This is a genomic window from Candidatus Sulfurimonas baltica (genome assembly GCF_015265455.1).
GTDB classification, from domain to species: domain Bacteria; phylum Campylobacterota; class Campylobacteria; order Campylobacterales; family Sulfurimonadaceae; genus Sulfurimonas; species Sulfurimonas baltica.
Map to the genome: position 1 here is coordinate 1,455,689 of NZ_CP054492.1, position 12,747 is coordinate 1,468,435.

Genomic DNA, 12,747 nt, shown 5'->3' on the forward strand with positions numbered 1-12,747 from the left:
CTATGAAAAATACAATATCAATCATGACATTAGTACTAATCACTATAGGCTTTAACGCTTGTAGTGGAGAAGGCGGTGATGCCTCGTTTGCAAATGGTGAAACTATTATACCAATTACTATTGCATGTGAAACAACACCAACCGCAACAGATATAGATAACTACGAAACACTCCTAAGCGCAGATGCTATCGTTAAAGATGATGACAATACAACAGTAAGTATTTACCATGATATAGATGGAAATAAAAAGATATGCCTTGTGAGCGGAGTCGCTCATATAGTAAGATAAAGGAGAATAGATATGTCTTATATGAAAGTAACACTTATAACTACACTCCTCTTAGGAAGTGTAGCTACAGCAGATAGTAATTACCTAAAAAATACATTCGTAGGAGTAAGCGCAGGATACTCTTACTTGAATGTTGACCAAAGAGATAATGTAGGAGTAATCATCCTAGGAAATGAGATACAAGAGAGTGGATACAACCTTACACTTCAAGCAGGATACCACCACTCTAAAAATGTAGATATATCTCTTAACTACCAAAGAGTAGAACAAGATGATACCTATGAAAATAACTTCTACCTAGCTACAGAGTTTAAAGTAGGAGAGTACAATCAAGTCACACCCTTCATTGGTGCACAACTTGGATACTCACAACTTACATGGTCTAAAAACCCTGTAAACACTACAGATAATGATATACACTCAGACTCATACATGGGTGGTATTAACCTAGGTGCAAGATACCCACTTTCAAACAATATAGAACTTACTATGAAGTATGAACTCAACTTTATGAATCATACAACTATGATAGACCTACTCAATGCACAATCACAATTAACACATAACAGTGCTCACAATGTGAATGTTGGGTTTAGGTATCTATTTTAGGAGAGAATAGTGGCAGTTAATAGGCAGTTCAATCTGCCTATTCAGTATAAAAAGAAGAATCTACATCCCCAAATAAGGCTTCAAAACTTTAGGAATGGGACTGTAAATAATTCTGTGTCAATTTGGTAAAATTGAACACACAGAAGGAAATACAGATGAAAATAGAAATAGATGTTGCGGATTTTGCAGAGAAGATAAAATCAGGAAAAGGCTTATCTGGTAAAGATGGCGCTCTGACAGATTTAGTTAGACAGATTACAGAGATGACACTACAAGCAGAGCTAGAATCTCATCTAGCTCAAGACCTTCAAAAGAATCGTAAAAATGGTTATATGTCAAAAACCATGAGAACTGAGCATGGCGAGTTTGAACTAGAGACTCCAAGAGACCGCAATGGAAGTTTTGAGCCTCAAATTGTGAAAAAAAGCCAAACACATCTATCAGATGAAATAGAAAAAAAGATGCTTTCACTCTTTAGCTTAGGAAGCAGCTACTCGCAGATTACCGAACACATAGAAGATATCTATGGTGTACACTTCTCTAAGCCAGCTATTACCACCGTTACTGATAAACTAATACCAATGCTTGAAGAGTGGAAAATAAAACCGCTTGACGCGATATATCCATTCATATACCTGGACGCTATTCACTATAAAGTGAGAGAAGATGGTCATTACATTTCTAAAGCTTTTTATACCGTACTCGGGGTAAATCTCGAAGGCAAAAAAGAGATATTAGGATTATATCTCAATGAAAGTGAAGGCGCTAAATTTTGGCTACAGGTTCTTACTGACTTACAGAACCGTGGAGTACAGGATATTCTCATTGCTTCCATAGATGGGCTAAAGGGGTTTCCTGAAGCTATTAATGCTGTATTTCCAGATACAGAAATTCAACTCTGTATAGTCCATCAAATACGCAACAGCGTTAAATACATTGCATCTAAAGATCAGAAAATATTCGTAGGCGAGCTTAAAAGCGTTTATCAAGCTTTCACAAAAGAAGAAGCTGAACTGGCATTAGATAAACTTGAGTCAAAATGGGGCAAAAAATACCCTATTGTATTTGAATCTTGGAGAAATAAGTGGGATAATTTATCTAACTATTTTAAGTATCCAGAGCCTATTAGACGCATTATCTACACTACCAATATCATTGAATCCATACATCGCCAATTTAGAACATTGACAAAGACAAAAGGAGCCTTCCCAAATGATAATAGCCTATTAAAATTACTGTTTGCTGGAATAAGAAACGCTGAGAAAAAATGGACTATGCCGATACATAATTGGAGCCTCACAATCTCTCAACTCAATATATTTTTCAAGGAGAGATTAAAAGACGCTTTAGGATTATGATACAATTTTAAGAGAAATTAGGTGTTGACACAGAATTTATTACACTCCCTTAGGAATAGTAATACTTCCATCTTCTTGTTGATTGTTTTCCATGATAGCTACTAAAGTTCTACGAACAGCAAGAGAACTACCGTTAAGTGTATTTACAAAGCTATTTTTCTTTCCATCTTTGAAACGGATTTTCGCACGTCTTGCTTGGAACTCTCTTGTGTTGCTGATTGAAGGGATTTCACGGTAAGTTGCTTGCACCGGTAACCACACTTCTTGGTCAATTAAATGATGAAGCTAAAACTAAAATAAGCACTACAAACTGCACTAATTCCTGTAAAAAGAAATGGTAAAAATTGCAAAAAACGCACCAAACGGGCCACTAATCGCGTTTTTATCCGGCCACCTATGTCGCTTGATACCCGGCCAGTGATGGCGGAGCTAATCGGGCCACTTTGTGCCTGAGTGCGCGATTTTATATTCAGTTAAGAATTAGCTGAATAATCCAAGAGATATTTTCTAAATTTACCTACACTCTTTGTAAAACTTACAAGGGTGTTGCAATGAGGAAAATAGATATGAAACAGATTCGAGAAGTATTGAGACTGCATTTGCTTGCAAGCCTCTCTGCTCGCAAAATTCAAGGTGCTACAGGCGTAGCTAGAACAACCGTCCAAGAGTATATCAAACGATGTAATGAAAGCGATATTGTTTCATACGATATGCTTACAAGCCTCAATGATGAAACACTCAATCAAAAACTATTCGGTACAGCATCTGCAACAATCACTCCAAATCCTTCTAAAATAATGCCAGACTACAATAGCGTTCATCAAGAGATGAAGCGTAAGAAAAAAACAAAAGTTACACTGATGCTTCTATGGGAAGAGTATAAAGCAACATATAGTGAACAAGCGTATGCATACACACAGTTTCGGGTTTACTACAGACGTTATAAACAAAGACTCAATCCATCAATGCGTCAAATACATATAGCAGGAGAGAAGGTGTTTGTAGATTATAGTGGTGTTACTATCCCTATTTATAACCAAAAAACTGGTGAAATAGATAGTGCACAAATATTTGTTGCAGTACTTAGTGCTAGTGGTTACACATTTGTACACGCAACACCTAGCCAAAAACAAGAAGACTTTATACTTTCACATACTTTAGCTTACCTATTCTTTGGTGGAGTGCCGCAGATCGTAGTCCCAGATAATCTTAAAAGTGCTGTCATCTCCAACAATAAAAATGGAATAGTTATCAATGAAAGTTACGCAGCATTAGCAAGGCATTACTCTATGAGAGTAGAACCAGCGCGTCCTTATAAACCTAAAGATAAGTCCAAAGCTGAACAAGGAGTTCAAGGGATACAACGATATATTTTAGCCTGCTTTCGTCATACAAAGTTTTTTAGTGTAGATGAGCTTAATGATGCTATAGCTTCTCTTATGGATAGATACAACAATAAAGTGATGAAACATATCAATAAGAGCCGTACACAACTCTTTGAAGAACTTGAGAAAGATGAGCTCCAAGCACTCCCTGCGAATCGCTATATCTATGAGCAATACAAACGAGCCAAAGTAGGCATTGATTATCACATTACGTTAGAAAAGTGCAACTACTCAGTGCCATTTCAATATATGCAAAAAGAGGTTGAAGTTCGATATTCCACACATCATGTGCGAATATACTACAGCAATGAAATTATTGCAACACATCCAAGATTAAGAACAGTCGGTACATTCTCTACCCTCAATGAGCATCGTTCCCCAGATCATGAATATATCCATAACAAATGGAATCCAGAACGCTTACGTTCTTGGGCAAAAAGTATTGGAGAGTACAGCTCTGTGTTTATAGAAGATTGCTTTGAATCTGTGGGGTATAAAGAACAAGCGTTTAGAAAGATTATGTCTGTTTTAAAAATGGCAAAAGAGTATGGATATACAGAGTTTGAATTAGCCTTAATGTATGCACTAGAACATAATCTTACAAGAGTCAAGTCTATTCGTTCGGTACTTGATAAGCGACTTTATTTACAAAAAAGTTCAAATAATAGAGACTATATGACACCTACACTTTTCAATACCCATGAGAACCTTCGTGGTGCTGATGAGTACAAATAAAAAATAAGGATTTAAAAAATGACACATTCACAACTATTACAAAAGATAGAAGATTTAGGCTATAAAGGGTTAAAAGAATCTTATGAGCGACAGTGTGAGGATATCAACTATACAAAAATGAGTTTCGAAGAAAGGCTCTATCAATTGCTTGATGCACAAGACATCTTTTTAAAAAATAAAAAGATTACAATGAATCACAGACTTTCTAAGATTAAAGACAAACAAGCAGCACTTGATGCTATAGAGTATAATCCAAAAAGGCATTTGGATAAAGCACAAATCCAATCTCTTGCTCAACTCAACTTCATTACTGCGAAACAAAATATTATTATTACTGGAAAAACCGGCACAGGCAAGAGTTATTTAGCCCAAGCCTATGCCAATCATGCAATTCATTATTCATACAAGGTCTGTTACGTGCGGATGCCATCACTACTTGAAGAGATACGACTTGCTCGAATTGATGGAACTTATATCAATGTTCTTAAAAAATATTCACGATTCCAACTACTGGTACTTGATGATTTCGGCGTTATACCTATGGCAGATAATGATGCAACAAACTTATTTGAAATCATTGAAGATAGAACTTCTATAAACTCAACTATCATCACTTCACAACTTCCGGTAAGTGAATGGTACAGCTATCTCAATAATAATACAGTTGCAGATGCAATTTTAGATAGGATTGTTCACTCATCTCATAGGATACAACTAAGTGGCCCATCTATGAGAAAAATGAATTCACTTGCACAAAATGTGGAATACTAAAAATCAACATCCGGCCACTTTATGTTAAAATGATGCTACAGAAAATATTTTCTTAGAGGGTGGCCGGATGTCTCCGCGATTGGTGGCCCGTTTGAGCGTCATGCGCAGTAAAAATCAAGTTCTTAATCTTTTACATCGATAAATTGTTCAAAAACTGTACCTTATGGAGCATGTTCAAAAATTCAATGCTATTTGGAACAATCCTTCCGTTACTAAAAATTGTTTCAAATATAAGAGGTTGTTGAATACATAAAACTGTCTACTTTATAGGGAGGTGGTGCTTTAGGTAAATATAAATGGCATATGACAGGGTGTTTAAATTAAAAAGTAGGATTCACCTGACCCCTCGATTAAACAAAGTAGAGAATAATTGTAACTAATAACATTCCCATAAGGAAAAGGACTCATCTATATTTTCCTTTGAAGTAATTTGTATTGACTTCTTCTCAAACTCAACAAAAAGTACATCTTTAACTAATTGAATTTCAATATTATTTTTTTCACAATAGTTAATTACTGATTTAATGCTAATTTCAAACTCTAATATTTCTTTACTATTTATAGCAAGTAAGGTTTTTTCTATCAAGTTTTTCCTTTTAATACAGTGGATAAAATCTAAAATTTAGTATTTTACTAATTATATCTAATTGTACAGGAAACTACACTCCATAGGTACATATTCACTTTTAAAAACTACAACTATACATTGGAATACCCTTGTAAACTAGACAATTACTAAACCTGTAAGTTATGTAAGATATTTGACAATTAACACACAAAATGTGATTTAATTTGAATATACAGTATTAAACGAACACTCAAACTTTAAGAATAATATGCATTTTTTCTCTTTTTTATTAAATATAGGACAATCTGTCATATATTCTGTTAATTAACTAACAAATGTTGTGTAGGTTAATCATGCGAATTAAAGTTGTTTTACATATAATATGTTTGAATAAATAGTTAGATTACAAAGGAACAAATAGTGATAACCGTAGAATACTTAATAATAGTAGAGTCCAATGATGCATTTTGCAAGACTCCAGAATCACTTCTTCATCTTTTATTATCAAATGATGATATAAAAATTGATGATTCTAAAATTATTTATAAAGAAAACAACTATAACTTTGAGTTAGAACAAGGTACAACAAATAGCAATCATAATTATTTTCATCTTTCATTATCATGTGAAGATGATAATGATTTAGATATTTTTGAATCACTTTTAAAAATTATTAGAACATTACTGTATAAAGCAAACAATAAACAACCACAAGTTTTATGGGATGATGTTAGCTTACACTATGCTAATAAAGCCTACCCATTAATACATAATATTGAAAATACAATGAGAAAGTTAATAACAAAGTTTATGTTAATTAAGATTGGGCTTGGATGGGCTACTGAAACTGTTCCCAAAGAAGTTATAGACTCCATTAAATCAAAGAGCACGGGAAGTTCAGAAAATTACTTATATGAAGTAGATTTTATTCAACTATCTAATTTTTTATTTAAAGAATATACTACTGCAAATACAAAAAATATATTTAAAAAAATAAAATCATCAAGTGCCAATACTGAGATTGACTTAGATGAAATAAAGTCTTTAATTCCTAAATCAAATTGGGAAAGATATTTTGACCCTATCATTAATTGTGAGCCTGACTTTTTTCAAAAAAAATGGAAAGAGTTATATGATTTGAGAATTAAAGTTGCTCACAATAAATTTATTACTAAAAAAGATTATCTTGATATTGAAATACTAATTTCTGAAGTTAAACCTATTTTAAAAAGTGCAATTGATAACTTTGAAAATATTAATGTTCCAGAAGAAGACAAAGATCAAATTGCTGAAAATGTAGCTAGTAATGTAAATAATCTATACAGTTTATTTTTAGAATCATGGAATAATCTACATCAATCATTATTTCAATTATCTTATATATCAACTGATATAGAAGATGAACAAGAAAAAGTCATTAAAAGTGCTCCTAATATAAGAAGTCTACTTAATCGACTAAAGAAAACTCAATCTTTAATTTCTAGTCAAATGAGAAAAGAAATTTTAGAGCTAGTGACTTTTAGAAATATGTTAGTTCATCACAGTGATGTAATGTTTCAAGAAGATAGTGTGCATAAAAAGATTGAAGAAACACTTCTATTATCCGAACAGATACAAAAACTTATTGATGATTCAGACAAAGAATCTAACAAAACAGAGTAGCCAATAAATTACCTAGCGGCAATTTATTGGCTATCTTTAAACGTTATGCTCAATTAGGAATTGCCAATGTTCCATAGTTTAATATATAAGGAACACGAAAAAGGAAAGTCTGTGGCATGGCTGTCAAAATTCTTTCATGTTGCTCGTAATACGATTTATAGAGCTATTAAAGATGTAGCTAAAAAGAAGTAGTCAAATTGACTACTTCATAATGTTCCAAAATTCAACTCTATTTGGAGTAATCTTCCTGTTACTAAAAATTGTTCCAAATATAAGTGCTTCTTGTCCATTTAAAGCAGTATCACACACATTAAAGTACTTTCCAAAGTACCTTGTAAAAATCAAGGTTGGATGATTGGTCTTCAACTATTAATATTTTCATATTTCTAGCATATGCTTTAACTAAAGGAGTGAGCTTACTAACAACCTGGTTTAAGTTGTCCATTTAAAACATGTCCTTGTATTTATCTTTTATAAATAAGAATTCATCTAGATTGCTTAGGAAAAGATCTATTAACTTCGCATCAAAGTGTGTCCCTTTTCCATCTTTAAGTAAATCTAAAATTTTGTCTAATTCCCAAGCTTTCTTGTAGCATCTATCGGCCCCTAATGCATCAAAAACATCACAAATTGCTGTAATTCTTCCAAATATATGAATATCTGTACCTTTCAAGCCTCTTGGATATCCGCTACCATCCCACTTTTCATGATGTTCATGCGCAACGGTTGCCGATGCCATTAAAATTTCTCGCTTAGAGTCTTTGAGCATATCATAACCTAAATACGAATGTGTTTTCATGATTTCAAATTCATCAAACGTTAATTTTCCCGGTTTATTTAAAATATTGTCAGGGATACCGACTTTACCAATATCGTGCATAGGAGATGCAAGTTCTAGAAGCTGAGATTCCTCCTCAGACAAACCTACGAGTTTCGCTAATAGATAAGAGTACTTAGCAACTCTCTTTACATGATTACCGGTTTCTTTACTCCTAGTCTCACCAATCGCACCCATAGTGTTCACAACTTCTTTTTGAGTATTTACCACATCAAAAACCGCTAAATCTAGTTGCTTTTTCAAATCGTCTTTATAGAGTTCAAATTCTGTAATGTCATTTCTAATACTTATATACTCTATAATATTATTATCCATATCCAGTAGAGGCATAATAACACTATCAACAACATAGGTATCTCCATCTTTATTTTTATTTTTAATGATACCTTGCCATGTTTTTTTAGAACTAATAGTTTTCCATAAGTTTTCAAAAAATCCATTTGGCATTTCACCAGATTTAAGTAAGCGATGGTTTTGTCCAATAAGTTCTTCTTGCGTATATTTTGAAATCTCACAAAACTTTTTATTTACATATGTAATATTTCCATTTAAATCTGCTTTAGAGACGATAGCAGTATTATCAATTGTTTTTTTGTATTGATCAAGAATTAGATTTGACAACTCCGCATCATATTTTTGTCGTACTAAATTTAAACTTTCATCCAGTACTTGCATAAACTTTTTAGGTTTAATTGGCTTTTCAATAAAGAAATTCACTCGAAGTTCTATTGCTCTTACAAGATCTTTTCTATTATCCATACCTGTTACCATCATAAAGACCTGTTGTTTATTTATCTTTTTTATTTCTTTTATTAGTTCAAACCCATCCATAATAGGCATTATCATATCTGTTATGACTAAATTAAAAGTGTTGTTTTTATAAAGGTTAAGAGCTTCAGCACCATTATTTGCATAGATTACATTATCAATCTTGTTTTTTTTAAATATAACTTTTACAAATTCTCGGATAGATGATGAATCTTCTACATAAAGGATTGTATAGTTATTATTCCTCATCTATTAAACCTTGGAGTAGTTTCTCAAGTTTTATATATTTTCCCATATAATCGATTGAGTTTCCTTCACGTGTATTGTCTTCTATCTCTTTGGCAGCTGAAGTAATATCATTAAGTAATATATTAGATGCACTTCCTTTTATAGCGTGAGAACTTTGAGTGATTTGTTCTATATCATTAGACTCTACGGCTATTTTAAGTTGTTTTAAATTACTTTTAGACTCTTCCATAAAGGAGTCCATTATCATTTCAACATCTTCTACATCAAAATCTAATTCATCAGCTATATCTTTTAAGTTAATTAAGTAATTCAACTTTCATCCTTTTATTTAAAATTATTAAACATTAAAATTGTATATTTACGAGAAGAGCATTAAAAAACACTCAATACCTTTTCTAGAGTATCTTTACTCACTGGTTTAGTTAAATATTCATCCATCCCAGCAGCTAAAAACTTCTCTCTATCACCTTCGATAGCATTAGCGGTTAAAGCTACAATAGGCGTATGAACTAAATCATTTTCTTTTTCATATTCTAATATATTTTTAGTAGACTCGATACCACCCATAATTGGCATATTCTCATCCATTAAGACTAAGTCGTATAGATTAGATTTAAATTTTTCTAATGCTTCGAGGCCATTTTCCGCAATTTCAAATTCTACATTGAGTTTTTTGAAGATGACTTTCATAAAGAGCTGATTTGATTTATTATCTTCTACTAATAAAACTTTGATATTCTTACTTCTATCAGATACTACTCGCTGAGTATCAGCTTTAACTATGGCTTCTCCTTCCTCTGCGGGTATGCATAAAAAGAACTCACTACCAACCCCGAGCTCACTATTAACTTGAAGTTTTCCGCCTAAGAGGCTTACAAGTTCATAACTAATTGATAAACCTAGTCCCGTACCACCATATTCTCGCGTAGTCGACACATCTTCTTGATTAAAAGCTTCAAATATATGCTCTATCTTATCTGCCGCTATGCCTTTACCTTCATCTTTTACCGATATGCATAAAACTTTGTTTTTATATGATAAATTAACATCTATATTCTTGCCACTTTCTGTGAACTTTATAGCATTACTCAGAAGGTTAGAGACTATTTGTCGTATTCTGTATGGATCACTTTTTAAGTATTTTGGAAAAGCTTTATCAGTAGTAATATTTAATGTTATATTCTTTTGAGATGCTTTATCACCAAATAAACTTCCAATAGACTCTATTTCATCACTAGTATCAAATGTTATTATTTCTATATCTATTTTTCCACTTTCAATTTTAGAAATATCTAGTATGTCTTCAATGATTTTTAATAAGCCTTGGCTTGAAATATATGCAATATTCGCGTATTTGGAAATTGTTTCTTCTTTGGAATCATTTTTAATAAGCTCTATAAACCCAATAATAGAATTCATAGGCGTTCTGATCTCATGACTCATATTTGCAAGGAAGGCGGACTTAGATTCATTCGCTTTTTCAGCAATATTTTTTGCTTCTTGAAGGTCGGTTTCCATTTTTTTTGACTCGGTAATGTCATCGTAAATACCTAAAATACCTAGTGTATTGTTATCTATATCCACTAAAGGAACTTTTGAAGTTCTTATATAAATGGCACTACCATCTTCTTTTGGTTGTACCTCTTCATAATTCAATCTAGGGACACCACTGTTTACAACATCGGCATCATCTTCTATAAATTGCTGAGCGCTTTCTCTCCATGTCATTTCAAAATCACTCTTACCTATGATATCGGATTCATTATTTAGTTCTGCGTCATCTATAAATAGTTGATTAGCCCCTAAGTAGATACCATATTTATCTTTCCAAAATATTCGAATGGGTACTGAATCGATAATGGTTTTAGTTATATTTAATTGATTTGACAGATCAGATCTACTCTTATTTAGCTCTTTATTTTTTTCTTTAGCTACTTGCAGTATTTTTATGTCTTTTTCTTTATTCACTTGAACTGCTTTTTTAACTCTTTCGTCTAAGGATTTATTCAATTCTATTAGTTCATTTTCTGTATTTCTTTGCTCGGAAATATCAGTATAAGTACCTAGTAAACCAATTGTTTTCCCATGTTCATCTTCCAGTGGAACCTTAGAAGTCAATACTGCAATAATATTACCTTTATCATCTGTTTGTATTTCTTCAAAATTAATCTTCGAATTGCCACTATTCATAATGGATAAGTCATCATCTCTATATAATTGTCCTTCTGTCTCTCCCCAAGGCATTTCAAAATCATTTTTTCCAATAATTTCATCAACTGATTCTAATTGGGCATCTTGTAGAAATAACTTATTTGCTCCAAGGTAGGTACCTTCTTTATCTTTCCAAAAAATACGTGCGGGAACAGTATTTATAATATTTTGTAGTAGGTTATATTGGTTTAATAGCTTTTTCTCTGTAGATTTTCGCTCAGTTATATCACTAAGGTAACCTTGCCATAAGATGCTTCCGTCTTCAAGTTTTTCTGGCTTTGAATGTCCTTCAATCCAACAGAGACCTTTTTTTGGTAAATAAACTCTATACTCCATGTTCCAATCTTTCATAGTTTTTGCTGAATCTTCAATAGAAGTTACAAACATTGCTAAATCATCTTCATGAATCCTGTTAAATGCAATTGATGAGTCATTAAGTAAGTCATCAGGAGGTATTTCATATATATCTTCAATACCATTACTTAGATAAGGAAAGGTCATCCTTCCATCGGGATAAAGTCTATATTGATAAATAGCTCCAGGCATATTGTTTGTTAGTTTATGAAGTGCTTCATTGCTTTTTTCACGTTCTTGTTCTAAAACTTTCTTCTCGGTAATATCAATATTAATTCCAATCACGCGGATAACTTTTCCTAAATCATCACATATAGCATCTGCTGCTGACTCTATATATCTGATACTACCATCAGGTTTAATGATTCGAAGTACACTAGTATTTCTAGTTTTAGTTAAAATAACTTGTTCGACTACTGTTTCGGCATCAGCACGATCTTCTGGGAGCACTGCATTCATCCAGTTATCATAGGGCATAGGAACTATTTTTTCTAAACCATATATTTCAAACATTCTATCATCCCATATAGTAATGTTTGATTCTATATCCCTGTTCCATACTCCAACTTTACAAGTATCTAGGGCAAGAGACATTTGAATAGCTAATTCTTTTGACTCATTTTGCTCTAATGTGGGAATGTCTTGTTTATTAATCATAAGCTATACACAATTGAGGATTATTCATTACACGAGTATATATAATGTATACTAAAATAATTATAAATTTATCGGCAGTGATATAAAAACTACATATTCTATCAAGAAGTAAAAATCGACGCAATGATTTGGCTACACTTATTAGGACGCAGAAATGGTAATTTGATTTAAAGTAAAATATTTCAGGCTAAAAAGTACTTAAAATACACTATAGTAGGAGTAAACAAAGGTTTATTTATACTGCGCTGTAAAAAAGCACTAAAATTTGTCCAAACTGCTCCGAAAAAGAGAC

General features: G+C 32.4%; 11 protein-coding genes and 1 pseudogene. 6 read left to right on the plus strand and 6 right to left on the minus strand.

The window, feature by feature from the left end:
• Positions 1-2: 2 nt before the first annotated feature.
• The 3 genes from HUE88_RS07345 (at position 3) to HUE88_RS07355 (ending at position 2,257) form a co-directional block, all read left to right on the plus strand.
• Complete coding sequence (locus HUE88_RS07345) at positions 3-290, plus strand: hypothetical protein (RefSeq protein WP_194368083.1); 288 nt, start codon at positions 3-5, stop codon at positions 288-290.
• 12 nt (positions 291-302) lie between these two features.
• Positions 303-899, plus strand: a complete 597-nt coding sequence (locus HUE88_RS07350; protein WP_194368084.1) for an outer membrane protein — start codon at positions 303-305, stop codon at positions 897-899.
• A 155-nt stretch (positions 900-1,054) separates the two neighbouring features.
• Positions 1,055-2,257 (plus strand): IS256 family transposase, encoded by a 1,203-nt coding sequence (locus HUE88_RS07355; RefSeq protein WP_194368085.1) that lies wholly within the window; start codon positions 1,055-1,057, stop codon positions 2,255-2,257.
• A 39-nt stretch (positions 2,258-2,296) separates the two neighbouring features.
• Here HUE88_RS07355 and HUE88_RS07360 read toward each other — a convergent pair.
• Positions 2,297-2,530 (minus strand): annotated as a pseudogene (locus HUE88_RS07360) (aminoacyl--tRNA ligase-related protein); the annotation flags it as partial.
• 278 nt (positions 2,531-2,808) lie between these two features.
• On the opposite strand from HUE88_RS07360, the gene istA reads away from it, so the two are divergent.
• Positions 2,809-4,377: an IS21 family transposase gene (gene istA, locus HUE88_RS07365; RefSeq protein ID WP_194368086.1), complete on the plus strand. Its 1,569-nt coding sequence runs from the start codon at positions 2,809-2,811 to the stop codon at positions 4,375-4,377.
• 18 nt (positions 4,378-4,395) lie between these two features.
• Positions 4,396-5,148 carry an IS21-like element helper ATPase IstB gene (gene istB / locus HUE88_RS07370; RefSeq protein ID WP_194368087.1) on the plus strand — a complete coding sequence of 251 codons (753 nt, stop codon included), beginning with the start codon at positions 4,396-4,398 and terminating at the stop codon, positions 5,146-5,148.
• A 376-nt stretch (positions 5,149-5,524) separates the two neighbouring features.
• On the opposite strand, the gene HUE88_RS07375 is transcribed toward istB, so the two are convergent.
• Entirely contained in the window at positions 5,525-5,734 is a 210-nt protein-coding gene (locus HUE88_RS07375) for a hypothetical protein (RefSeq protein WP_194368088.1), read from the minus strand.
• A gap of 402 nt (positions 5,735-6,136) precedes the next feature.
• Here HUE88_RS07375 and HUE88_RS07380 point away from each other — a divergent pair, with 402 nt between their 5' ends.
• Positions 6,137-7,378, plus strand: a complete 1,242-nt coding sequence (locus tag HUE88_RS07380; protein WP_194368089.1) for a HEPN domain-containing protein — start codon at positions 6,137-6,139, stop codon at positions 7,376-7,378.
• A 310-nt stretch (positions 7,379-7,688) separates the two neighbouring features.
• Here HUE88_RS07380 and HUE88_RS14010 read toward each other — a convergent pair whose 3' ends face one another.
• Genes HUE88_RS14010 through HUE88_RS07395 form a run of 4 tightly spaced genes read right to left on the minus strand, consistent with a single transcriptional unit; the run spans position 7,689 to position 12,455 of the window.
• The gene (locus HUE88_RS14010) at positions 7,689-7,823 is read right to left on the minus strand and encodes a hypothetical protein (RefSeq protein ID WP_268245911.1); all 135 of its coding nucleotides are present in this window, start codon (positions 7,821-7,823) and stop codon (positions 7,689-7,691) included.
• On the minus strand, positions 7,824-9,233 hold the full coding sequence (locus HUE88_RS07385; protein ID WP_194368090.1) for an HD domain-containing phosphohydrolase: 1,410 nt from the start codon (positions 9,231-9,233) through the stop codon (positions 7,824-7,826).
• Positions 9,223-9,546 carry an Hpt domain-containing protein gene (locus HUE88_RS07390; RefSeq protein ID WP_194368091.1) on the minus strand — a complete coding sequence of 108 codons (324 nt, stop codon included), beginning with the start codon at positions 9,544-9,546 and terminating at the stop codon, positions 9,223-9,225. Before HUE88_RS07390 ends, HUE88_RS07385 begins: the two co-directional genes overlap by 11 nt.
• Positions 9,547-9,605: 59 nt before the next feature.
• Positions 9,606-12,455, minus strand: coding sequence for a PAS domain-containing hybrid sensor histidine kinase/response regulator (locus HUE88_RS07395; protein ID WP_194368092.1), 2,850 nt, complete (start codon positions 12,453-12,455; stop codon positions 9,606-9,608).
• Between the last annotated feature and the right edge of the window lie 292 nt (positions 12,456-12,747).

Excerpts from the sequence above, each read along its gene's own strand:
- HUE88_RS07345 (WP_194368083.1), top strand. The coding sequence starts at position 3 with ATGAAAAATACAATATCAATCATGACATTAGTACTAATCACTATAGGC.
- HUE88_RS07350 (WP_194368084.1), top strand. The coding sequence starts at position 303 with ATGTCTTATATGAAAGTAACACTTATAACTACACTCCTCTTAGGAAGT.
- HUE88_RS07355 (WP_194368085.1), top strand. The coding sequence starts at position 1,055 with ATGAAAATAGAAATAGATGTTGCGGATTTTGCAGAGAAGATAAAATCA.
- istA (WP_194368086.1), top strand. The coding sequence starts at position 2,809 with ATGAGGAAAATAGATATGAAACAGATTCGAGAAGTATTGAGACTGCAT.
- istB (WP_194368087.1), top strand. The coding sequence starts at position 4,396 with ATGACACATTCACAACTATTACAAAAGATAGAAGATTTAGGCTATAAA.
- HUE88_RS14010 (WP_268245911.1), bottom strand. The coding sequence starts at position 7,823 with ATGGACAACTTAAACCAGGTTGTTAGTAAGCTCACTCCTTTAGTTAAA.
- HUE88_RS07385 (WP_194368090.1), bottom strand. The coding sequence starts at position 9,233 with ATGAGGAATAATAACTATACAATCCTTTATGTAGAAGATTCATCATCT.
- HUE88_RS07395 (WP_194368092.1), bottom strand. The coding sequence starts at position 12,455 with ATGATTAATAAACAAGACATTCCCACATTAGAGCAAAATGAGTCAAAA.